The sequence below is a fragment of the Phytopseudomonas daroniae genome (genome assembly GCF_004327285.1).
Lineage (GTDB): Bacteria > Pseudomonadota > Gammaproteobacteria > Pseudomonadales > Pseudomonadaceae > Aquipseudomonas > Aquipseudomonas daroniae.
Window position 1 is genome coordinate 142,105 of the sequence record NZ_QJUI01000010.1, and the last position, 23,564, is coordinate 165,668.

Annotated in this window: 21 protein-coding genes and 1 pseudogene; 13 read left to right on the top strand and 9 right to left on the bottom strand. The window is 56.6% G+C overall.

Features of this window, described 5'->3' with window-relative positions:
• Positions 1-173 precede the first annotated feature (173 nt).
• From DNK06_RS13150 to DNK06_RS13160, 3 genes are all read left to right on the top strand, one after another.
• Complete coding sequence (locus DNK06_RS13150) at positions 174-1,307, top strand: carboxylate-amine ligase (RefSeq protein ID WP_131180460.1); 1,134 nt, start codon at positions 174-176, stop codon at positions 1,305-1,307.
• A gap of 263 nt (positions 1,308-1,570) precedes the next feature.
• The gene (locus DNK06_RS13155) at positions 1,571-2,011 is read left to right on the top strand and encodes a DNA methylase (RefSeq protein WP_131180461.1); all 441 of its coding nucleotides are present in this window, start codon (positions 1,571-1,573) and stop codon (positions 2,009-2,011) included.
• Positions 2,012-2,094: 83 nt separating this feature from the next.
• Positions 2,095-3,669, top strand: coding sequence for an FAD-dependent oxidoreductase (locus tag DNK06_RS13160; RefSeq protein WP_131180462.1), 1,575 nt, complete (start codon positions 2,095-2,097; stop codon positions 3,667-3,669).
• Between the two features lie 65 nt (positions 3,670-3,734).
• On the opposite strand, the gene DNK06_RS13165 is transcribed toward DNK06_RS13160, so the two are convergent.
• Positions 3,735-3,971, bottom strand: a complete 237-nt coding sequence (locus DNK06_RS13165; protein WP_131180463.1) for a hypothetical protein — start codon at positions 3,969-3,971, stop codon at positions 3,735-3,737.
• An 869-nt stretch (positions 3,972-4,840) separates the two neighbouring features.
• On the opposite strand from DNK06_RS13165, the gene DNK06_RS13170 reads away from it, so the two are divergent.
• From DNK06_RS13170 to DNK06_RS13195, 6 genes are all read left to right on the top strand, one after another.
• Positions 4,841-5,116 (top strand): hypothetical protein, encoded by a 276-nt coding sequence (locus tag DNK06_RS13170; protein WP_131180464.1) that lies wholly within the window; start codon positions 4,841-4,843, stop codon positions 5,114-5,116.
• Entirely contained in the window at positions 5,109-5,375 is a 267-nt protein-coding gene (locus tag DNK06_RS13175) for a LasR-specific antiactivator QslA (RefSeq protein WP_131180465.1), read from the top strand. Before DNK06_RS13170 ends, DNK06_RS13175 begins: the two co-directional genes overlap by 8 nt.
• A 314-nt stretch (positions 5,376-5,689) precedes the next feature.
• On the top strand, positions 5,690-6,223 hold the full coding sequence (locus tag DNK06_RS13180; protein ID WP_131180466.1) for a hypothetical protein: 534 nt from the start codon (positions 5,690-5,692) through the stop codon (positions 6,221-6,223).
• Between the two features lie 189 nt (positions 6,224-6,412).
• Positions 6,413-7,006, top strand: coding sequence for a hypothetical protein (locus DNK06_RS13185; RefSeq protein ID WP_131180467.1), 594 nt, complete (start codon positions 6,413-6,415; stop codon positions 7,004-7,006).
• Between the two features lie 652 nt (positions 7,007-7,658).
• Positions 7,659-9,083 carry a tyrosine-type recombinase/integrase gene (locus DNK06_RS13190; protein ID WP_131180468.1) on the top strand — a complete coding sequence of 475 codons (1,425 nt, stop codon included), beginning with the start codon at positions 7,659-7,661 and terminating at the stop codon, positions 9,081-9,083.
• A gap of 974 nt (positions 9,084-10,057) precedes the next feature.
• Positions 10,058-10,801: a hypothetical protein gene (locus DNK06_RS13195; protein WP_131180469.1), complete on the top strand. Its 744-nt coding sequence runs from the start codon at positions 10,058-10,060 to the stop codon at positions 10,799-10,801.
• A 153-nt stretch (positions 10,802-10,954) separates the two neighbouring features.
• Here the strand turns inward: DNK06_RS13195 and DNK06_RS13200 are convergent, their stop codons facing one another.
• The 7 genes from DNK06_RS13200 to DNK06_RS13230 all read right to left on the bottom strand — a co-directional run bounded on the left by DNK06_RS13200 (position 10,955) and on the right by DNK06_RS13230 (position 19,004).
• Positions 10,955-11,989 carry a DEAD/DEAH box helicase gene (locus DNK06_RS13200; RefSeq protein WP_131180470.1) on the bottom strand — a complete coding sequence of 345 codons (1,035 nt, stop codon included), beginning with the start codon at positions 11,987-11,989 and terminating at the stop codon, positions 10,955-10,957.
• A complete protein-coding gene (locus tag DNK06_RS13205) occupies positions 11,974-13,536 on the bottom strand; it encodes an ATP-dependent nuclease (RefSeq protein ID WP_131180471.1) in 1,563 nt (520 codons plus the stop codon). Before DNK06_RS13205 ends, DNK06_RS13200 begins: the two co-directional genes overlap by 16 nt.
• 393 nt (positions 13,537-13,929) lie before the next feature.
• Positions 13,930-14,226 (bottom strand): hypothetical protein, encoded by a 297-nt coding sequence (locus DNK06_RS13210; RefSeq protein ID WP_131180472.1) that lies wholly within the window; start codon positions 14,224-14,226, stop codon positions 13,930-13,932.
• Positions 14,227-14,276: 50 nt separating this feature from the next.
• Positions 14,277-15,041, bottom strand: coding sequence for a Qat anti-phage system TatD family nuclease QatD (qatD, locus tag DNK06_RS13215; RefSeq protein ID WP_131180473.1), 765 nt, complete (start codon positions 15,039-15,041; stop codon positions 14,277-14,279).
• Positions 15,038-16,303, bottom strand: a complete 1,266-nt coding sequence (gene qatC / locus DNK06_RS13220; RefSeq protein WP_131180474.1) for a Qat anti-phage system QueC-like protein QatC — start codon at positions 16,301-16,303, stop codon at positions 15,038-15,040. Before qatC ends, qatD begins: the two co-directional genes overlap by 4 nt.
• Positions 16,300-16,770, bottom strand: coding sequence for a hypothetical protein (locus DNK06_RS25210; RefSeq protein ID WP_207390021.1), 471 nt, complete (start codon positions 16,768-16,770; stop codon positions 16,300-16,302). Before DNK06_RS25210 ends, qatC begins: the two co-directional genes overlap by 4 nt.
• 362 nt (positions 16,771-17,132) lie before the next feature.
• Positions 17,133-19,004: a KAP family P-loop NTPase fold protein gene (locus DNK06_RS13230; protein ID WP_131180476.1), complete on the bottom strand. Its 1,872-nt coding sequence runs from the start codon at positions 19,002-19,004 to the stop codon at positions 17,133-17,135.
• Positions 19,005-19,178: 174 nt separating this feature from the next.
• Between DNK06_RS13230 and DNK06_RS13235 the strand changes: the two are divergent.
• A pseudogene (locus tag DNK06_RS13235) lies at positions 19,179-19,590 on the top strand (transposase domain-containing protein); the annotation flags it as partial.
• 129 nt (positions 19,591-19,719) lie between these two features.
• Here DNK06_RS13235 and DNK06_RS13240 read toward each other — a convergent pair.
• Positions 19,720-20,565, bottom strand: a complete 846-nt coding sequence (locus tag DNK06_RS13240; RefSeq protein WP_131180477.1) for a hypothetical protein — start codon at positions 20,563-20,565, stop codon at positions 19,720-19,722.
• A gap of 388 nt (positions 20,566-20,953) precedes the next feature.
• Here DNK06_RS13240 and DNK06_RS13245 point away from each other — a divergent pair, with 388 nt between their 5' ends.
• From DNK06_RS13245 to DNK06_RS13255, 3 genes are all read left to right on the top strand, one after another.
• The gene (locus DNK06_RS13245; RefSeq protein ID WP_131180478.1) at positions 20,954-21,829 is read left to right on the top strand and encodes a helix-turn-helix transcriptional regulator; all 876 of its coding nucleotides are present in this window, start codon (positions 20,954-20,956) and stop codon (positions 21,827-21,829) included.
• Between the two features lie 279 nt (positions 21,830-22,108).
• Positions 22,109-22,441, top strand: coding sequence for a hypothetical protein (locus DNK06_RS13250; protein WP_131180479.1), 333 nt, complete (start codon positions 22,109-22,111; stop codon positions 22,439-22,441).
• 105 nt (positions 22,442-22,546) lie between these two features.
• The gene (locus tag DNK06_RS13255; RefSeq protein WP_131180480.1) at positions 22,547-23,515 is read left to right on the top strand and encodes a DUF932 domain-containing protein; all 969 of its coding nucleotides are present in this window, start codon (positions 22,547-22,549) and stop codon (positions 23,513-23,515) included.
• Positions 23,516-23,564: the final 49 nt, after the last annotated feature.

Genomic DNA, 23,564 nt, shown 5'->3' on the forward strand with positions numbered 1-23,564 from the left:
GTACGCGGGCCGGCCAGATGGCTGCGCCCCCGTCGGCTGCATGAAATAGTGAGCAGCTCATGCCGCGAAAGATTCCACCTAAAAGATCAACGGCGGCGCCACCCAATCTTTGCCCTGAACTCCCCCACGGCGCCGGCATCCCTTGCATAGGAGCCTGTCCAAGCGAGCGCATCATGCACGACCCCGCTGGTAAAACACCCGGCCCGAGCTTCGGCATCGAAGAGGAATATTTCCTGGTCGACCCGTTGACCCGTGACATCCCCCCTTGCCCACCGCACGGCTTCATCGCCGCCTGCCAGGCGGAGTTCGGTGAGCGGCTGTGTGCAGAAATGTTCCAGAGCCAGATCGAACTGGCTACGCCGATCCTCCATCATTTGAGTGACGCACGGGATCAACTGCTGGAAGGCCGGCAATGCCTGATCGCGATAGCCGAACGCTTCGATCTGCAGGTGGTGTCCGTCGGTGCGCATCCCTTCGCCGACTGGCGAGAGCAACTGGCGACGAAGGAAGGCAGTTATCCGCAGCTGTTCGCCGATCACCAGATGGTGGCGCAGCGCAGCCTGCTTTCCGGCCTGCACGTGCATGTCGGCATCCCGGAAGGTCATGACAGGATTCAGGTGATGAACCGTGTGCTGCCCTGGGTGCCGCTGCTGTTGGCCCTGAGCAGTTCATCGCCATTCTGGGGCGGGCGCAGCACCGGACTGAAGAGTTACCGTCAGGCCATGTGTGGAGAGTGGCCGCGCATGGGTATGCCCGAGCATTTCGCCGACGAGGCTGCGTTCAATGCCTATGTGCAGATGCTGGCAGGCGCGCAGGCCATTCGCAAAGCCAACGACATCTGGTGGAGCGTCCGCCCTTCGGCGCGCTATCCGACACTGGAGCTACGCATTGCCGACGCCTGCCCGCTGGTCGAGGATGCCTTGTGCATCGTTGGCCTGTTCCGCGCCCTGGTCGCCCACGCCCTGACCCTGAGCGGTGGCGTCGCCGATGGCCATGGGCAGCGCCTGGTGACGGGGGAAAACTACTGGCGCGCCCGGCGCTTCGGCGTACAGGCGCAGTTTCTCGACAGCGCCGCTACGACGCTGGAAAGCCTCCCCACCTGGCTGGATCGTGCTGAAACGCTACTCAGCGAGCACTGCACCGATCACCAAGTCTTCGCGCGTGCACGCCACATCGCGAGTAACGGCAGCAGCGCGGATCGACAACTGGCGCTATTCGACCAGGCGCTGGCAACCCCTGTGTCGACCAGCGAGGCGCTGGGGCGGGTAGTCGCCAGCCTGGTCGAGGAAACCGGGCGAGTCGAGTGAACCAGCGCGGTTGCTCAGCTGAGGGCTGCATAGCCCGCGTAGCCATTCGTGGCGCTGGAACGACTGTGCGACCGCATGCCTACCGTCGGTCATACGGGACGAACCTAACGTAGCGCCTGCGGGACGAAAACTGCAGAAGGCCAGCATGGCGTCGGTCGCAGCGATCCCGCAATGCTGGCGTGGTCCCTCGCCATCACCGATAGCCTCATTTCGCGACTATCCGCGATGCCGTAACCACCTGCCGGCCAACGGGAGAATGCACCATGGCAGCGAAACGCGTTACCGCCGAACAGCTCGGCCTGGACAGAGGAATCGCCCGGGCGCATGACGCTGCGCTGTTCAAATGGCTGATCGCCAGCTTTCTCTTCGGTAAACCGATCCAGCAGGGCATCGCCACAGAGGCGTATCGGGTCATCGTCGAGCAGCACCAGCGCGATACACCGCGCAAGCTGGGTAACTGCAGCAAGGCCGAACTGGTGCACATGCTCGGCCAGGCGCATTACGTGCGCTACGACAACTCCACCGCGGAGCGCCTGGTGAAGCTGTGCAGGAAACTCCTCGACGAGTACGGCGGCAAGCTCAGCAACCTGCGCGAGCAGAGCGCCGATCGCGATGAATTCGAGCAACGCCTGCGGGCATTCGACGGCATCGGCCCCAAGACCGTAGAAATCTTCATGCGCGAAGCCGCGCCCGCCCTTTACTGAGCCATCGGCCACCGCTGTGCCTCAGCAAACAGCAATGACGGTTCGTGCCAACAAAACCTGTTACCCATCATGGAAACTGCCCCATGCCCCTGCATCGAGTCACCAGCCTGACGGCACTGCATGATGACCGCCCTACACCAGCACAGATCGGCGAAGAGACCTTCGTTCTGCTGCGCAGCGCCGAGCGGATATATGCCTATCAGGGCCAGTGCCCGCATGCCGGCGCGCCACTGGCCGAAGGCGCGTTGTGCAACGGGCGGCTGGTCTGCCCCTGGCACAAAGCAGCCTTCACCATTACCGATGGCGAACTCTGCGAGCCACCCGCCCTGGAGTCGCTACGCCGCTATCCGGTGGAAGTCCGGGATGGCCAGGTCTATCTCGACGACCAGCCACTGCCACCGGCTGACAGGCAGGCATCGCCCCAGGACAACCGCCTGTTCGTCATCATCGGCGCCGGTGCCGCGGGCACGGCGGCCGCATCGGCCCTGCGCGAACAGGGCTTCGCCGGGAGCCTGCTGCTGATCGACCCGCAGACATCGCCCGGCTATGACCGGACGTCTCTGAGCAAATTCGTGATTGCCGGAGAGATGGCGCCAGCAGAGGTACCGATGCTGAAGGCCGCAGACTTCTACACCGAGCAGCGCATCGAGCAGGTGCATGCCGAAGTAACGCGCCTGAACCCGGCCCGGCAGGAAATCCAACTGAGTGACGGCAGCCGCCATCGCTACGATGCCGCACTGCTTGCAACCGGCGCTCAGCCGAAAATGCTGGACGTGCCGGGAGCACACCTGCACAACGTGCACCTGCTGCGTTCGCGCGCAGATGCCGCCGACACGCTGCAGAGTGCGATACCGGGCGGCCACGCCGTGATCATCGGCGACAGTTTCATCGCTCTGGAAGCCGCCAGCGCATTGCGCAACCGAGGCTTGAAGGTAACGCTGATCGCCCGACACGAAGTGCCCTTCGCCAAACAGTTCGGTACCGAGATCGGGCGGGCCATCCGCCTGCTGCACGAGAGCAATGGCGTGGTCTTTCGGGTTGGCGATGAGGTCATCCGTCTCGAGAGCGAACCCGGAGCGGACGAAGAACAGGTTCGCACGGTGCGTCTCGCCAGCGGCGAACAGCTGGCGGCGGATCTGGTGCTGGTCGGCATCGGCGTGAGCCCCGCAACCGACATGCTCGAAGAGCTGAGCCTGGCGAAGGATGGTGCGGTCAATGTGGATCGTCATCAGCTGGCGGCCCCCGGCTTGTGGGCAGCCGGAGACATCGCACGCTTTCCCCTCGCAGACGAGCCGACACGTATCGAACACTGGCGCGTCGCCCAGCAGCAGGCCCGAGTGGCCGCGCAGAACATGCTGGGCACCCAGGTTTCCTACGAAGGCGTGCCGTTCTTCTGGACGCAGCACTTCGGCAAACGTTTCGACTACCTCGGCCACGCCAGCGACTGGCAACAGACACTGATCGAGGGCGATATTCGTCAGCTGCGGTTCATTGCCCTGCTATGCAACGACGGCCGCGTAGCCGCCATCGTCGCCTGCCAGCAGGAAGCCCTCATGGCCATGCTGGCAGAGCGAATGCGTACTGCTCTGCCCGTCGAAGAGGCGCTGACGCTGGTCAGGGAGCATATGGAGAGCGATCGAGATAGCGGGAAGGCGTGACGCCCGTACTTGCGTCGTTCCCCGCAAGCGCCGGACGCTTTACCCTTTCCATTAACTCTCCGTGATCAATCAGTCTTCGCGCTGCCAATATCGCGATCCTGCTGCGCGTCCTGGTCAGAGCCAGGATTGCCTGCGGGTGGGTTCCAATCGACGCGATTCTTTTTCGCCTCAGCCTCATCCGTGCCTTGCCTGGGCTCTGACTTGGCCTTCTCCAGGCCGGAACTGTGCCCCTCACCGGTGTCGGGAGTCTTGTTGCTCGACTCCTGGAAAGCGCCTTCTGATCCGTTATTTTCGACTGCCATGACAACTCTCCCGTATCAGCGCAGGACATCTGCGCCTACAGGTCTGGAAAAGCATTCGGGGTGGTAGTGCCATGGCTTCGACGGACGGCACGAGAAAGCCCGGCTCAATGCCCACCATTCGCCGCGGGGTCGCGGCGCCTGCAAAAGTGCGCCAGCCCGTAGATACTGCAAATGGCCTACCTGTAGGAGCTGCGGGGGCGCCTAGCCTTGCCAGCGATGGCAATGTACGTCGCGGTACCGAGGCGGATTTCAATATCGTCATCGCCAGCAAGCTGGCTCCTACAGATGTCCGTTGAGCCATCTGCGCTGGGCGGGTCGTATTGCGCCCCTTGTGGAAGCGTCACCCCGGCGCGATGCGATGGTGGCCATCGCATAAAGCGCGTCATGGCCGCCAATCATCGCGGGGGATCGGCTACAGGGCCAGGGCGAACCGCCGTTTTGCGGGCCAAGCGCTTAACTGACTGGCATTAGGCTCAATGGCCGGACTCCCTTTACCACGACCTTCAAGGTTGCCATCTGAAAACCTGCGAGCTAGAGTGCGCCGGTCGCGGTCTATCCCGTGACCGGGAGTCGAAACCCGAGTTGTCTGAGGGCACGGTAGTGTTCGTAGTTGCGTAGCCGGTGCTGATTGCACCGAACTGCTGCATTTCTATGGCGGATCGTGCGGGGCAGGCTTTTGCCTGGCCGGTTCCCTCGGACGCCGGTATTTCGACCCCCGTACGGTTCGCCACCATTTCCGAGTCGAAACGGCATTGGTGGCTCCTTTAACTGTCCGAGGAGCATAAGGAAAATGCGCCATCCAGCTTTTACGCCAGGGCACCACCCTGCTCGCCCATACGGCCTACTGACCTCCATCCTGGAGGTGCCCCATGGCTAATCTACTCGGCCGTGTACTCAACTTCCCCAAACGTCCAAGCCCCATTTCGGGCACCAACTTCCAGCCTCGCAACGCCCAAGCCGACGCAGAACTGCGTGTTGCGCTTTTAGGTGAGTTGTTCGAAGAACTCGCCCGAAAGGAACGAGAACGACCGGACTCGTTAAGGGTGAGAATGGCCTGCTTTACAGCAAAAGAACTGCTCGACGAGCTGACAGTACTCTACCGCCGAGCACTGTCGGAAACGCGGGGAGAAAACAGCCATGGCTAGAGGCACGACCACTACCCTGCCCTCCAACGATGGCTATCCAGGCCTGAAAATCACCTGGGCAAAGGATTGCCGACCCGCCTTTCAACAAGGCGTGCGCGCTGCTGAAAGCTGGCTGGATGGCACACGCACGCATTGGCTTTGGGTTGCGCTGATATCCAACCGAGAAGAACTGACGTGCTCCACGGAACGGAGCGCATTCGAGGTGGGCTTTCTGAGCCGCCTTCATCAGCGAATGGAGGGAGCTAGGTGTAGGGAATAGCTCTTGAGAAACGCCGGAGCATGACGCGATTGCGTTGTGCTCCAGGGCTGTGGGCCAAGTTTTGGCCCAATGGTCATAGCTAAATCTGTCCCCCTTCTTTCCACTCTACTTTAGCTAGCTTTTCGAGCTGCTGCGTATCCAAAAAATCGGAGGTCAAACCTAAGAAGTAGCAACCAAGCTACCATGCCCCATAAAGACGAAGCCCCGCAAGCGCTACCAAAGAGTGAACGCTCCGACTGCCACGTATAATCGAGGAAACCCGATCTAGTCGGTTTCTGCTTCAGGCAGAGTTCAAAAACAGACAAGGACGCTCAATGACCAACATCTCGCCGCAAGCACTAAATAAATCGTCACCCGAGCACACTAGAATCATCCACCTCTACGGCTTATTCATGATTACGTGGTCAATACTGGAAAGCGTGGTTCAGGCGGCGATTATGAAACAGCTAGGGGGTTCACCAACCAAAGCCGTAATAACCACCGGAAAGCTACAGTTTCACCCGCGCATTCAGCTTTTGATCAGTCTGATGAAACACAACAATAATACGCGCGACGAGGAAGCGATAAAGCTGTTGAATAAGATGGAGGGATTCGCACACCGAAACACGATAGTTCACGGCCTAGTAATTGTTGGTGATCCACAGAAGATCACATTCTTAAAATGTGACGGAGCTGTCAGCATCTCTCAGAACTTCACTGCAGAGAACATGACCAAGCACGTTCTCGGCCTCAACGAAAGAATCGAGAAGCTGAAAAACCTGCTCGATGTTTCAGATGCTGATACCCAGTTGATCGCTGACGCCGCCTTAAGCCTAGCGAAGAATTCGAGTAACTCAGAGAAAAAATAAGTTTTCACCTGCATGAAAGAAATTCACGGGTTTAGCTGTATTGCCCCCGCAGTGGACGAAGCCTGCACTAGACGAGATTCGATTGCTTAGGCACCAGCCATCTGTATTAAGGGTGTGCATCCGCTACACCCCGTCCTACAACATTTTCGGCACCAAAAGAGGCACCCGGCGCAGCCCGCAAGGACACGAATGAAATACTTCCTACAGAAAAATTTATCCAAAGGCGTTATCGCGCTTGCCGCTGCAATCGGCGGTGCTTGTCTCGAAGCAACGACAGATATATTGAAAAAGAATGTTGAGCCGGCTCTCTTGGAGGCGAAATATAGCCTTGAAGACTGGTGGTCACCTTTGGCTCCTGATGCTTTGCTCGGTATTAGCCTCAATATCTATGCCCCCACTGAAGACGGGAAACTCCGACCAGAAGGTGCCTCAGCAGCCATTCCCGTAGCGCGCTGCCGTGATCCGAATTGGCCTGGATTGGTGACGCCCTACTCCAACTCAAGCTTGGGCTTCAGCACCAAAGCGATCATTTCCATCCACTGCCGCGCGTCCGGTAGAATATCCATTGACCTATTGCCGCAGTATGGCGATACAGTTCGAATCTTCGAAGGTCACTTCAAGGATGGTGAGAAGGTCGCGTTCCCTGGCGTTGCAGATAGCTACAGCGCTGGAGTGCTTGTCCTACACCACCTCTCCAACATCGAGCCTGTAGGCCCCAGAGTTCCAGTAAACAAATGCCAGCTCACCGACAGCTGCAATCCTGAAGACTGGCTCGTCGACTGATTGGATGAAAGCCCCAGCTACCACCATCGTATAGGATGGAAAAAGGGAAGCGCCGGAAAAGGGGAGATTTATTTATTGATCCGTCCGACGAACTAGGAACATTAATCTGCTCCCGTCTCCAGCATTTTCGTCTAAACCAATGTCCGGGGATAAGTAGACCTCTACAGTTCTCATTACCACGTTAGGGCTCTTCGCCCAGGCTGTGCATTTTCTTGTTCGGCAAAGGCATAACTGGTCGACGGCCAACGTCTGGCCAATATAAGGTAGGCGTGACCTCGCCCCACTGCCCTCTCCGCCTAGACAGCGACTACACACACTCGATGAGGTGTCCTGATCAGAGCGCACCTGCATGGAGCATAAGTGCGCACAAACAAAAAAGCCCGATCATTTCTGATCGAGCTTTGATGTTGGGATTATTTGGTCGGGACGGAGTGATTCTAACACTCTACCCCTTGCACCCCATGCGCTTATTTAGTGGATTTCCATGGATGCCCATGGACGCTACCGGAACGCCAACATCCTAGTAAATACGGGACATACAGGCTATATTGGCGTCCATCACGATCCACCTGCATCCACTGACAGCCAAGCGATTCGGTGGGGTAAAAGTGGGGTAAAAATCCAGGCAGCGGAATTATGCAAGGGGTAGGACATGGCCAAACTGACAGCCAAGCAACTGGAAGCGCTCACCGCCACCGATGACGGCAAGACCCTACGCGAAGACGGTGGCCTGGTCGCCAAAGTCCGCTCAGGTTTGCGTGGCGTGACGGTGCAATTCCGCTATGAGTTCAAGCTGAATGGATTGAAGCGCGACCAGAGCCTGGGCAGTTGGCCGAAGAAATCGCTGGCGCAGATTCGCACCGAACGTGATGAGGTGAAAGCGACAGCCGCCAAAGGCATCGATCCCACTGCAGCCCGCAAAGCCGCCAAGATCGAAGCCCAGGTCGCCATCGCCGCCACCATTGCCGAGGCCGAACGCCAGGCCGCGGAAAACAAGACGGTCGCCGACCTTTTCGAAGAGTGGATGCACGACGGCGTATCCCGCCAGGACGGCAACGCTGAACTGCGCCGCAGCTTCACCAAGGACGTGCTGCCGCTCATTGGCAAGAAGCCGCTGCGCAACCTCACCGAGAAAGACCTGCTCGCCGTCCTGCGCTCGATCAAGGCCCGCGGCCTGAACCGCACCGTCGTGATCCGCAACAACGACATCGGCCAGATGCTGCGCTGGGCCGAAAAGCGCAAACCATGGCGCGGCCTGATGGCCGACGGCAACCCAGCCGACCTGGTGGACGTCAACAAACTCCTCGACCACGGCTACCAGGAACAACGCGACCGCCTCCTCTCCCCCGACGAAATACGCGAACTACGCGACATCTTCGCCCGCCTCGAACGCGACTACGACGCCCTCCCCGCCGGCCAGAAATACTCCGGCATCCGCCCGGTCAACCCACGCGTGCAATGCGCCGTCTGGATCTGCCTGAGCACCCTCTGCCGCATCGGCGAACTGCTCAAATCCGAATGGCGCCACGTGGATCTGGAGAAAGGCACCTGGTTCATCCCTGCCGAGGCTACCAAGGGACATAAGGGCAAGCGCCAGGATCACCATGTATTTCTATCTTCTTTCGCACTGGCACAGTTCAGGCGCTTGAAAGATGAAACCGGCCATACCCCATTCTGCTTCCCCAGCAAGGACGAGAAAAGCCATGTCGACACCAAGACAGTCAGCAAGCTGATCGGCGACCGGCAGTGCCGCTTCAAGAACCGCAGCAAGCCGCTTACTGGTCGCCACCATGACGATTCACTTGTCCTGAGCAAAGGCACAAAGGGTGAATGGACACCTCATGACTTGCGCCGTACTGGCGCGACTATGATGCAGGAGCTGGGTGTCACCCTGGAGATCATCGACCGCTGCCAGAACCATCTGCTAGGCGGATCAAAGGTTCGTCGGCACTATCTACATCACGACTATGCCAAGGAGAAAACCGAAGCATGGCATCAGCTTGGAGACAAACTGGCAGCAATCCTAGCCAACAGCGCAATCAGTGATAGCAGCAACCAATCGCTATCCGCACCATAAACACAAGCAGAAGCCAAATATGAGCAATCGGATAGCGCCGCACCCCAGCACCACCATCTCATACGCGTACTGCTAATCATGATCCAACATAGAACCATCCTTGCCCACGCTCGATGACCTATCATCGCCAAGCCTGGTGAAGCCTCACAGGATATCGGCTTAACGCCCCATTGACTCCGCCCCAATTTCTCCGTTGATTAGAGCACTGCAGTATTCAAGTTGTCGAAACAGTCCACGACACCAAGGTGGGATATGCAGTGAGCAGTTCAAAAAAATCTGGCAGAATATCTGTATTACCAACAGATGGACGCTCTTGTGCAAACCATATCAACCAAGCACACAACTGAGCCTCGCCTCTCCCCTACAGCAATTTATCGCCATACAACATCCATAGGCAAAGCTCTATGCATTGTGCTTGACCGCAATTTCCAACCGTTCAGTGATAACCCTTTTAACGGTGACGGCGGGATGAATGTATGGGACTGCGATACTGACATGGGTAGGAATCCTTACATTGATCGCGGGGTAGATCTGGTTATCGGCTGGTATGGCCAGCCGGCCTTGAAACCAAGAGACAACGTACTCACTCCAATTCCTCGCGGGGTTTGCTTGGACTTAAACCCACATCGTCTACTCATCGCCCCAGGCGTCAGTCAGCAGCAAGTTCGTCTTCTTAGACTGGTCTTCAAGGATCGGGAGGCTCTAGAAAAATATCTGAAGTCGACCTCTTGGCTATGTAGCTTCCCCGGCTCAATTGGCCGGAAATTCCTTCGCTACCAGAAGATCAGACTGTTCAGAATTCTACGCAAGCAATACCGTGAATCACCTCTTTATCTGTCTATCGAATGCAGAGACAAGCCGACCATTCATAGAGACATAGAGATTGCTCGTCACGATGAGAAGCTCGCTCGGCTCTGGCAGCTGCCTAGCTGAATGAATAACCCCTCACTTAGCCCTCTCACCCAAGGACATTCATGGCCGACTCCAGCATCAGCATTGGCAAAGTCATCACCACTAGCACCAGCTTCGTTGATAAAGCAGTGGAGTTTCGACACTTCATGCTGTTGATCTCGTTTCTGCTGGCGTTAGATTCCTGCTTGATGATTTTCTACAAAAAGAATCTTCTACAATCGTTCGACCACTTGAGCGCACCCGAAGTCAGTGTCGCAGGAGCGCTAGTTTTCCTAGGAATTTTTGCATTCCTGATGGCCTTATTCTTTCCTGTTTTACGGCATGTGTTACTAGCAGTTACTACATGGATTAAATATTGCTATCCAACCAAAAATAAAGAGAGAGACCATGACTTTCGCTACCCGAGCACCGTGCGCCGCGAAGCGTTAATTGAGAGAGACAAGTTAATCATTGAGCTACTCGAAAAACAGGACGAACAAAAAAGCAGCCACGAAACCAACATGAATATTGGTTTTGGCTTAGTGATTATGTTCGCCGTTAACTACTTGATCCTAGGAACTGACCAGGCATTGACGCTAGCGCAAACTGCGGCCACGGTACCGGGCATCATCGCAGGGTTCTGGATCAGCCTCTCAATCCAGTTTGTTTTTGGTATTTTCATAATTTTTTTATTAGTGGTACTTACGATGTCTCTTACGCCTGACACTAACGAAAAATTCTACCTACCTGAGTCCGATATGGAGAAGGCTGCACGGACAGAAAGAGAACGAAAAATGAAGAGCTCAGCAGGTGTCCACCTAGATTAAAGAGAAATTAAGCCTATCCCTTAACACTCCTCCTGTTTACGGAGGGTTTAGTGTGTTGCGGCGTCAGGTTGAATCCACACCACAGCCAAAAGTGGACATTGAACGCCACCCGCTAAAGCCTCCGCAGTTCACAAGGCACATGCACGCCTCAGGTCAGTCGGCCTTAAAAGCCCTGAAGTGCTTTTCGTGCACCAAATAGAGGTTTCCTCGCGCACGGGAGCAGGCCACGTAGAGCTTGTTGCGCGTCTGAGCAGGGAGAGCCTCGAAGCTGCCCCCAAGATAGAGCTTCCAGTTTCTGTCGCTCAGTACAACGCACACATCCTGAAAGTGATCCATGCCTTTGCTCGCGCCCCAATTGAACGCATGGCATCCGTACTTGTAGCTCTCCTGGTAGAAGAGCTTCACCACCCCCGGGTCGGCATGGATGGCGTCGGCATGATCCTGAGTGATCACAGGAACAATCGCCGTTTCATCCTGCCTGTGTGACCCGATATTGATCTGAAGGTGGGTCGTAATGAAATCACACACCGTGGTTCCACACCGCCAGCTATGGCTCAGGGTTTCCTTGTCGACCTGAACGCCCACATCACTAAAACGGCGCTCGTAGCGCTGAATATTGTCATGCAATGTGCGGTTGGTGGGGCCATCTCGGCTGGTATCGAAAGTGTGCTGATAGAAATCGCCAACCAACAGGATGTCCACCTGGGCGGGCATCAGAGCGAGCAGAAGATCGAAGTCGTGGCCCGCAAAATCTTGGACCTCATCGACAAAAAGCTGGTCGTAGAAACGCTCAATTCGAGCAATGAGCCGAGGGACAGTCCCCTTGACCTGAAGCAGCTTGGCCAGGCGGTTGTGGAATAGATACCCCTTGCCGTCCTTGTAGTACTCCATCCGAGTACGAGCAAATGCCCGTGTGTGAGCCGGCGGCATTCTGAAGCTCAGCCCACGCGTGCCCAAAGCCAGCTCAAACTGCGGCTTGTAGCAGAAGCCGTTAAGGAACCCAAAATAGGTAAACAGGGAGATGTTGGGAGGTAAAAATCCGAATTTTCGGATGATGCTGCGCTGCAGGTGGGCGTAGTTGTTCTCTGTGTAGGTGATGATCAATGCACGCTGGTCTAGGGTCAGGCGCTCAATGAGCGTCGTGGTTTTGCCAGAACCTGCAACTGCAAACATCACCTCCTTAGCCACGCGATTGCCTCCGCAATGTAGCCAGGAGCAACCAGCTCATCCGCCTTCTTGTCCAGCAACTCAAATGCGGCTTCTGCTTTGTTCGCCAGCATGTATTGCTGAGGGGTCAGGGTCCTTCGCCCTGGAGCAAACAACTCGTCACAGATGGCCGTGTTGTCGGCATACAGACCTATTTCAAAGGTACTGCGCTGGTTGTCAGCATCAGCAAAGATCCTGGCATGCTCGGTCACTAGGTCGGCGTAGTTCTCAACGCAGTTTTCCTCGTAGCTGCCATCGTTATCTCTGATCGCTGCAACCTTGATGTTCAACAGCGCAGCAAGCTCCAAATATCGCTTGAAGCTGGTACCACCGATGGAAATCACATGGACATCATCTTCGGCAGGAAGGCGCCCCGCCAGCTTCGTGTAAAAGGCCTCGAGGAGGATGAACTCCGCATCGCCCTCAACAAGAATCACCCTGCGGGACAGGGCGAACTCAAGAACATTGTTGTCAGGGGCCTTCATAAAGAAGGCGGCTGTATCGTCAGACAGCTGTCTGAGCGTTCCACTACGCTGACCTGGCCCGAGCAGTAACGCGTTGCGCAGATCAAGGCGAGAGCAGATGTGGCTGCTATGGGTCGCGATGAAGAGTTGAGTTCCGTCTTTCTTGGAGAGCTCGTTGACCAAACGCTTCATCAAGGTATGGCTTAGATGGTTCTCTGGCTCTTCAAGCAGCATGACATCGAAGCCAGCTTGGGCTCGGCGCGTGTTGAGAGCAAAGCTCGTCTTGATGAAGCACTGCCGCCCCTTACCTCGATGCTCCAGAGCAATACCGTCCTCAGAAATTACCAGGTCGGTTTCGAGGTTTGAGCGAGCGCCTGAGCGAACCTCAAACTGAAAGCCGTCTAGCCCTCCGTTGAGCTCAGCCAAGTGGTTGTCCTTGAAATTCGACTTCCCCATTCGATACGCATTTTCCAGCTGATATCGAGCCTCCACCGGGGCGTGGAAGTGGAACACAGAGCGAGTGTATTCCCGGGCAGCGTAGTCGCTGTCGATGCGAGAGCTGTCTAGCAGGAGATGGCGAGCAGGTCGGTTGAAGCTCGCATAAAGATTGCGGGCGAAGGTCTGGAACTTAACGGCGTAGTACTCGAATGGAAAATTACGGCCAGGCTGAGCAAGCACTGCCCGAATCTCCGCACCGTAGTCCTGCACCGGCTCGATCGCCAGCCGAATGCCATCCGTCTCCTGGCAAGCCAGATTGCCAACGCCGTAAAGGCCTTCGTCTTGGCCTTCCGCCAGGAACACATCGATGACGAGCGTCGGCAGTTGGTCGATGCCACGCGGGCCATCAAGAAACGCCTCGATGACAGGCTTGCAAAACAAGGCCTCAAACCCGAGGTTCTCGACTCGATTTCGACTGCCGCTTAATGCCAGATCCAGAGCAAGAAGCACAGAACTCTTGCCGGTCTCGTTATCACCGATCAGTACGTTATGGCGCTGATCGAAATCCAGATCCAGCTGCCTAAACTGCTTAAAGTTCTGAAGCATCAGCTTGCGAATGGTGGGCATAGCGGCTCCTTGCTAGCCAGGCAGTGGCATCTTAGAGAATGAGCATAAAGGTCAGGTGAGCAGCCCTTTAGCTAGGCTGACGCCAATTCTTATTTGTTGGCACTGGACTCCAGCACGAGGACATCCGCATAGTGCGGCTATAGGTCAGAGCTGCGGAGCCAAGTAATGTCGCTGTCTTTTCTTGGTTTTCAGAGGATACCTGTCCAGGCGAGCCATCAGCCTTGCTGCGCGGCTTGAACCAATGACTCCAATATGGCTTGTCACGCTCATCGGTCAAATCCAAGCGGTTCGCGAGCACATAGTCAGAGGTTGGGATAGCGGGAACCGTGGCTGATACAGGAACATTGGCATCAAGCTGCGCCAAAAACTCCGCAGGAAGGAGCTTCTTTCCCGTCATCCCCCCATCGTTCTCAGGATCTCTAGCAACCGCGGATATGTATCCCCGTGGAAATAATTCGGGATGGTGTACTCGTCGGACACATCAAACAGAAAGAATTCGGACTTCGGATGCTTTTCTGTTCCACGCGATGTCAGCGACAGCTTATAAGGCCGTTCTCCCGTGGAGAAAATGCACTCAAATACAGCTGCGCCCTGCACGCTTCTGAAACGCTGCAGCTCAATTACATCTCCGCGTGCATTCGTCTGAGCTTTCATGCTTTCGTGCAGAGACTTTAGGTTTTGCATGAGCATCAGGATCACCTTAATACAGGCCGTCTAGCTCGGCACCGAGATACTTGGAGTTATTGGGTGGGGATGTGTGCTGAAGCTTTGCTACCCATCTGGCTAAGCAGAGCCTTGGCATTGCTCAACAACTGATGCCGTACCTCTAGCGGTGGTAGCGCCCAAGCCTCGCTCAGCAGATTGACGGTAATGTCGAAATCCCAGGGCATCACCGGACGCCCTTCCAACTGCGCGAAAGGCCCATCGCTTTCAGGAAGGACCCTATCCTTCGGAAGCTTCTTGGCTAGCGCCTTCCCAGCCGCGGAATGGAAAGCTGCGGGGCCAATGCTGAACCAGCAGCCTTGGCCAGCAGCGGCCTTGAGCTCTGATGCCGTTCCGGTGAACCAATGCAGCACCGGGATGCCGTGGTCAGGGAACTCACTGAGTAGCGCCAACACGTCTGAAACCGCCTGCCTCGAGTGGATGCTGAGCGCACGCCCTCCCAAGTCATGGCATCGCTTCACGGCAGTAGCGAAAACTTGCTTCTGCTTTAGGTAGCTGGGGGCATACCTCTTGGAGCCATCCAAACCGATTTCACCCACAGCAATGGCGCCGTCAATCAGCTCTGTGAGGAGGTCCAATTCTTGGAAGCGCTCACCGACAATCTCAGGGTGAAGGCCCGGGCTAATCAACATTGCTTCGTGATGACCAAGCACCGAGCTCGTTGCCTGGAAAGCCTTCGGGCTCGTAGTTACTAACCACGTGAATGCATTGCGGCTCAGAGCCTCAGCATGTACTTCCCTAGCTTTGGGGTAGAGATCTACATGGCAATGGAAGTCGATCAAAGCAGTTGATCCTGAACAAGAACGGCTTCCAGCTCAGCAAGCCCCTGCTGCAGGACTCGGCGATAGTCTGGGCGTTCCTCAATAGGCGCAAAGGCCAGTGTGCCGCCCAGGAATCGATCCAACCCTCTCTGCTTGGCATCGAGTACAGCCAGAGCCACTGCCATCGGATCATCAGGGCTGCCTGACTTATCGCTACCTACTACTGACGGAAAGCGATAGTTGGTTTGATCGGTTCCCGGTCCCCACGCCAAGAAAGCTGCTCGACGGATCAGGCAAGGCACACAACGGCCACAGTGCTGGCGATTATAAGTCCGGAAGCGCCCGCAGCTTGTGGAGTCCGAAGCCAACTCTCTCAACCTGTCCTGATCGAGACAGCCCCGCATCATCTCTCCTTTGGTTTGGAACCGATAAGGCAGTATCAACTCAACGGATATCCCGAGCTCATCGAGCACGCTTTGAAGCGTGCCGATGAAAAGCGGGTGGGTCGTGCGCGTACTCAGGCTCGAGACTCGGCCAGGGACCAGTGGAGGGTTGATGCAGATAAACCCGTTTTCAGGGATGTAGATTTGCGGCCTGGGCAGATTGATCTTCGTCGAGGCAAGCACGGCAAACGCATAGAAGGCCAAGGATCGAGCACGAGTCGAAGCCTCACGTGCCCCTTTGAAGCTGATGCCATGGCTCCATTGGTAATGCGAGCCAGCGCCCGCAAGCAATCCTGCATAGTCCCGCTGCCGTGCCGAGTCCTTATGCGCAAGCTGGGAAACGAACAGAGGACGTCTTTGTTCCGCGGCCAAATTGATGCCGCCAATCAGACTATCGAGCCCACCTGATAGCAAGGACACGCAGTCGTTTTGGAGATAGGCACCATCGCCATCAGGCGGCTCAACTCCTGCATCGTTGAAAATGAGGATCCAATAGTCGCCAGTTAGAACCTTGAGCATTTCCTCAAGGCGATGCTTTAGAGGAACCCATCGTAGCGGCTCACAAAGACCCACGGTGAGCTGGATCGTACGGGTCCACCCATCTGCACTGGTGCTTCGGGGGCTGGCCAGATCAGCGCTGCAGACCGCAAGACAAAACTGAACGAAGTCCCAAACTGCTGGTGATGGACGGAATCCTGTTCTCTTCAATGACCCATGCCAGCGGTTGGCAATTGCGCCGACGCCATTGCGACTAGCCCCCTTGAAGTACGAGAAAACTCGCTCGTCTGCTTGTAGCTGCTGCGGGATCCTTTCCGCTTTGGAGCACAGAACCTTATTCATTCGGCAAACACCTGCAACGCGGATTGGAGGATTGACTGAGCCAAACTCTTCGGATCCGCATGCGAAGCTTTCTTCTCCTCCATGACGACCCGTACTTCCGCCCAGACCCATTCCCTTATGTCAGCTCGGCGCTCTTGGATCAGTGCCGGGTCATGCACGAGTTTTTCGTAAGTCTGCCCGAGCTGCATATCGATGCGCTGGCAGATTTGGATAGCGATTGTCAGCCCCATCACTTCAGCGATCTGCTCATCAGTGGGAGCCAAAATGTCTATATCCGGATGATTCTCGTAGAGCTTGGCTAACGCCTCTGCGCCGGCGTCACGCAACGAGTCCTCATCAATGCTGCCGGATCCGGAGAAAACCTCCTTAAGGACCTCAAGCGCCAAGTCAGAAGCGGAAAGATTGGTCGATCGGCAACGCGCTACCCAGTCCGTCACTCGCTGGTCAGTGCCATCGCGAGCAGCCATCAGAAACTGACCTAGGGCCCCGGCTCCTCTGGCGGTGCTTCGCATGGTCGAAGCAGCACGGCTTGCTCCCCCCATCCCCTTCGAGACCATGCTCCTAGTCGCGCCCCGAAGATCATCGCGACGGCCATTTCCGAGGTACGAGCCCATTTGCGAGCGGGCAGGACCAAACCGGCGCCCCGGGGCTATAACATTCTCGGGGGTCGCTGGCGCTTCGCCGGCAGTAGCTCCCTCAGCTCCCCCCTGGTCAGAGCTAGATTCGGCTCCGCCTCCGATACTACTGGGGGCCGCTCCATCTGGAGAAAGCCATTCTGGATCAAAAGGAGAGCCTGCACGGCCGCCACTGCTGGATGTTGAAGTGCCCATCAGTGCTTCGCCCCTAGCTGCTCAATAGCCCTTTTAGTTGGACCAGATAGCTCGTTTAGGCCCTTCCAACGCTCCAAGACCTCGAGCGCCCATTTATGGGTACCTAGGGTTGGGATAAAGCCGGGGCCGATTAGTTTTAGAGGCGCTTGCTCCAACAGGCTGGCCGCCTTTTTCCCGAGCTGAGGGAATACCTTGCAGCACTCGACGAGCATCACTGTGTCTTCGTTACGCTTCCAATTGCGCACAGTGGCGCAGCTCTGCCACGCCTTGATCATTGCCAGCTCAGTCTGATCAGGCCCAACTTTATTCATAAGATCCGTGAGGGATTGATGCCCGCTCCTTGCTGTCTTCAGCGCATCACGAAGCTTGCGTGAATCAGGCGTCATGTTGTCATCACCGAAGTCACGAGTACCTGAGTCGCGGCTCAGGTGCAGCAATGGGCGGAGATCTTCCGTGCCGAGTGCTGGAGGCAGTTGGAGCCACTGCCTAGTGAAGGGGTTGTCCTTAAAGGGGTCGGGCAATCCGGTTTGGCTAGCAGCCACGCCTTCCGCATCAGCAAGAACCTGCACTCTACCGTCATTGTCTGAATGGACTTGGCCAGCAATCGCCTCTGCAAGCGATTCATCACAGCGCTCAAGAAGGTGCCATTTCGCCAATGCTGCGATATCTAGCTTGATCCCCTGCGGCGCAGAAAGGGCCTCGCGCAGATAAACCGTGTTTAGGAAGCGCTTCATGAGTCGGGGATTGGCATTGACTGCTGACGAGCCATGGAGAAGTGATGCCAGTCCCTCTGCAAGATCCATCAAGCCTCGTAATGCTTCATTCGTTCCGACCAGCTCGTAGAGAAACTCTTGGTTAATCGTCTCGCCTTTCCAGCTGTTTCGCAGCCTATCGGGAATGAGTTTGAGCGCGCTTTCGAATTGAGCGCTGGTGAATGTGCCAGCTTTGGCCTCTCGCTCAAGCAGGAGTAGCACTAGGTAGGCTTTCGCCTCGTTGAGGCCAAGCCGTGGAACGTTCAGCGGAACCTGGATGAGCTTGTCAAAGTAGTTGGTTGCTACGTCGCTCGAAATGCCCGCTCCATCAAAATGGACTTTCACAGCGGCCTTGATGAAGTCGTTGTCGGCCGCAACAACGAATGCGCTACGGCGAATGAACAGCAGTAGGCGAATAGATTCGAGCGTTGAAATTGCGGTTTGTGGAAGGCATCGATCCAGGTCGTCGACAAAAATCACCAAGGTGATTTCGAGTTCGGCGAGAAGCTCTTCCAAGGTGTCTCGGAAGGCCTGGATGTGCGCCGGCATGGAGAAAGGTTCGCTTGGTTTCAGCAAACCATTGACCGCCGATGCAATGCCCTCAGCGTCTACCGCTACCTCGCCCGGCTTTTCCGGAGAGGAGAAGAGGCCAGCAATTGTGTTGAACGTCTTGCCGAGGGCTCCGACCGGAATCCCAGTTGTTAATGTCAGTGCTGCCTCACCACTCAGCTGGGCAATCCTGAGCAGGTTGATGCGACGCCATAGCTCAGCGGCCTTATCCGCGATGGTCTGGTTCTCTTTGGCAAGCCGAACAATCTCATCGCCGACGATCTGAAGCAGAGCACTGCGAGCAGACTCAAAATCTTGGTACAGCCAGGGATTGAAGGTGAGAACAACGAAGGTGTTACCTGGCTTGCCATCTTCGAAAGGCTTAGCTTCGCCGAGAGCCTCCAGTCGAGACGCAATCATCTTCACCAGCGACGACTTGCCAGCACCCCACCCCCCGGATACACCGATGGAAATGGGTTCGCCATCTGCTCGCGTCAGCATGCTCGCACATGCATCAGCCACTACACCGAAGTTCAGGTAATCAATTGCTGTCTCATTGTCATGCCACATGGCTGAAATCCGTTTCAAAGATACGAGGGACGCGGCAACAATCACCACCGCGCCGCAGGACGAGCAGTGGATAGGCTAACCGGAGCAGTTTCAAATTGCCATCATGCATTTTAAGGGTAACGCCCCCCTTCAGCACCGCCCTTATCTCAAGGATCACCAGCGCGCTTCCTAATACCTTTCTCGGCGCTCAAGGCCGTGGCCTACGACTTCAGCCTCAGCCGTGCGAACGAGCGGGCATGCAAGTCACTTTCCTTGGCAACTGGAACGGCAAGTTGGTGTGTGACGACTTCGCCGGATACAAGGCCAGCTTCACCCAGGGCATTCTTGAAATCGGCTGCATGGCCCATGCCCGGCGCAAGTTCTTCGACCTGCATGCGGCCCAACAAGAGCGCGTTGGCCGAACACGCGCTGCAGGCTATATGAGATCGAACGGCAGGCCAACAGGAGCCTGATCCAGTCGGGCGGACTCAATGGGCAGGATCCGTATGCGTATCTCAAGGATGTACTGACGCGTTTGCCAACGCGGAAGAACAGCGCCTTGGCTGAACTGCTGCCGCATAAATGGGCGCCTGCCGATAAGGGGTGATGGGCGGACGGTTACGGCTGATGCAGCACCATCTGCGATCAGGTGGTGGAGTGCTGCGACGTAGCTAGGACTATGGCACTCTCAGGCAACTACTGACGCACGAAGACGGAGAAGCAGGCCAGCGAGGGCTCAAGCGTCTTCGTTATGCTTGACGCGATACTTGACGAAGGCGATGTACTTTGCAAAGCCAAAGTTGATGATCGGCTTGCGTGCTGAGCCGGCAAGCCATCCCATGGCGAGAAAATAGGCGCCCTCAAGCTGATCCAAACTGTTGAGACGGAACGCCTTCAGCATATCCGCCTCAAGGTGTTCATCTCTGACCAGTAGGCTTGGTTCGGTGCGGTAATCACCACAGTTGAGCCAAGTCTCCCCTTCCTTCCGGTTGACGTTGGTGACCAACCCCCAGAACAAGCGAACCGTCCCTAGGTCGATGTCAGCAAGCTGTCGCTGATGGGAGAGCAACTTACGGACTTCCCCTTCCAAAGCGACTCGACCGCCGTCAGTCGTGATCCGGATCGAAACATCATCCTCTGGGTAGTCGGGATTCTTGATCAGGCACGACAGGATCTGCCGGAGTGATTTGTTGATCGGGTAGTCTGCAGCGTTTGCGTATTTCCGCTGTAGCACGCCCCATGGAGAATCGACTGGCTGCCGCTCTCTGGGCTCTGGAACCAAGATTTCTTGGGGCTTACGCTTATCTAGGTCGACATTGATGCACGTGGTGTCTGTACCTTCCTCTGGCTCAGCCCCTTCATCATCAACGACCAGTACCACCGTTTTGATCTGGCAACCCTCTAGGTGGTGTGCAGCGAAGCAAGCAACACGTTCCCGGCCACCGCTGAATGAACCTCTGACGAACCAGGCGCTGGCCTTGCACTCTGAGCACTCGATGTTACCCGCGTATTTCTCGACATCCTGCTGGTACTGAAACGGACTTATAGGGCCCAGATCCGTTCGGTAAGTGACAGACTGCATGGATTCTTCCGCCCCTACTGACCTTTAATTAGCTGATTTCAAAGCCAACCTATCTCGCGATATTCTGCCCAAGCCACATCAATCCTGAGGATGACAACTGGACAGCAAAATCAGATGGCATTGAGGTGCGTCTAAGAGCATACATTTCGTCCGAGCAAGGTGTTGTTAATCGTGTATGACGCACGACATCCGAAACACCAGATGCTCCCCCCTCTAGAGGCGAAAACACGAAGCTTTCTGCAAGAGACAGCACTGCCACCCTGGCTCTACGGAAATGAAGGCTGCGCAGCGACCTCACTTGAGCAACAGATCAACGATATGTAATCTCAAAAGACGCATCCAGAGTGTTTACATGTACAGGTAAATTTTTCGCGCAGGTGGAGTGGCTATGAAACGCAAGCAATCGATCAAATCCGTGCGCTGGGACTTGGCGCTTCGCTACCGCCTGATCGAAACAGTAGCTTGGTGGGAGGGCCGCCTGACCACTAATCACTTGATGCAGAGCTTTGGAATCAGCCGCCAACAGGCCTCCAAGGACATCAATACCTACATCGCAGAGCATGCGCCGAAGAACCTGGAATATGACAAGCATTTGAAGGGGTATGTGCCCAGCAAACAGTTCAAACCGCTTTTCATCGACGACAGCGCTAGCGCCTATCTTCATCTGCTGAACCAGAATCACGAGCGCGCACCTCACATCGAGGGCCTGGCTCTCGCCTACACGCATACCGAGGTGCTGGGTGTACCGGATCGTTCGGTACGTCCTGAGGTTTTGCGGCCACTGCTCAAGGCCTGCCGAGATAACCTGCGCCTGGAGTGCGATTACGTTTCCTTTAGCACCCCTGAGGGCGAAACGCGCCTGATAGCTCCACATACACTGATCTACACAGGCATACGCTGGCACGTACGCGCCTACTGCGAGAAAAACCGTGACTACCGGGACTTTGTGCTCAGTCGCTTCAGGGACACTCCAGAACTGATGGACGACAGATCCGAGCAAGGCCGCGAACACGATAATGATTGGGAAACACGGGTTTCAGTCATTATCACTCCAGACTCTAGGCTCGAACCACAGCAGCGCTCGATCATCGAAGCCGACTATGGAATGCAAGATGGGCAGCTCGTTATCGAGACCCGCGGCCCGCTGGTGCAATACGTGCTGCAGCGCTATCAGATAGACCCCACTAAGGTGCATACCAAGGCTATTGCTCAGCAGATCGTGGTAGGCAATTTAGATGGATTGCGAGACTGGCTTTACCACTGATAAGGATCTGCCTCTCGCTGGATCTACCCCTCTCAAATCGAAGCCCTTCGTAGCGAATTCATCGACCCGAGGGGCGATAAACCCAATGAAATTAAAAGTTACGATGCTTGATCGCTTACTTGTACGCCTACTTGATCGGTAGCAGCACCTTCAAGCACCTAACTCGCCCAGGTTCACGTGATCCAACTCGATTCAAAAAATCTTCAGACCTGTATTACCTAAGGGAAGACGGGCAGCTATCGCCCTCTTCAGCCCTTCCCTACGTATGGAGTCTGAACGATGTCGATCCACTGTCCTTTCTGCAATTCCGAACGTGTCCGAACACGCAATATCGCCCGCAAGGTGGGCGGGGCTGCTGGCGCTGCGGGTGGTGCGGCGACGGGCGCTGCCAATGCGGTGGTTGGTGCACGCAGCGGTGCGGCCATAGGCGCCGTCGCCGGGCCGGTGGGTATCGCGCTGGGCGGTCTGGCGGGCGCCATTCTTGGCGGCTTGGCCGGGGGCGCCGTGGGCAGTCTGGCGGGTGCCCGGCTCGGTGAGGAGATCGATGCACGGGTGCTCGATAACTTCGAATGCCAGGCGTGCGGCCATGTGTTTTCCGATTCCGACAGCTGACGTCTGCTGTGACACGACGTACCCAGCGCCTTCCCTTTTACTCTGATTCTTGTGCTCGGTGCTGTTGAGCCGAGCGTGGCCAGCCTTGCTGGCAAGGAGACTCTGATGGCTCATCTCATCGAGCAAATGGCTTATGTCGGTTCCACGCCCTGGCATGGCCTCGGCAATCGACTCACACGAAAACAACCCCTCGAGACCTGGCAACGCGAAGCCGGTATGGACTGGCGGATTCTCGAAAGCCCTGTGCATTTCAAGTCGGACGCTATCGGGCATCTGGGCGCCATCCACTCGTTCCCCGAGCAGAAAGTTCTGTACCGCTCCGACACCAAGGCGCCGCTGTCGGTGGTCTCGCAGCGCTACCAGGTGGTGCAGCCTCATGACGTGCTGGAGTTCTACCGGGATCTGACCGAGGTCTCCGGCTACGAGCTGGAGACTGCGGGGGTACTCAAGGGCGGTCGTAAGTTCTGGGCCCTCGCGCGCACCGGGCAAGGTGCAGCGCTCAAAGGCAACGACCAGGTCAATGGCTACCTGCTACTGGCCACCTCCTGCGACGGCACCCTGGCTACCACAGCGACGCCAACCACCGTGCGTGTGGTGTGTAACAATACCCTGACCATCGCCCTGGATGGCGCCAGCCGCGCGATCAAGGTGCCGCACAACACTCGCTTCGATCCCCTGTCGGTGAAGAAGCAACTCGGCATCGCCGTCTCGCAATGGGACGATTTCATGTACCGCATGCGTGCGCTGGCCGAACGCAAGGTGCAGTGGCATGAGGCCCTGGGCTTCTTCATGAACGTGTTGTGCGAAACCTCGCCGACCGGCGCCCTGCCGGAAGTACTGCCGAACGAACGCGCCCTGCGCAAGGTGCAGGAACTGTACGAAGGCCGGGGTCGTGGCTCGAACCTGGAGTCGGCTCGTGGTACCGCCTGGGGACTGCTCAACGCCGTGACCGAGTTCGTCGACCACGAGCGGCGTGCACGCAGCACTGAATACCGCCTGGACTCGGCCTGGTTTGGCCAGGGTGCGCAGATCAAGCAACGCGCTCTGGACACCGCCCTGCAATTGGTCGCCTGACCTCTACCCTCCCCACCCCATAACGCCCGATCAGCCTCGCCGCTGATCG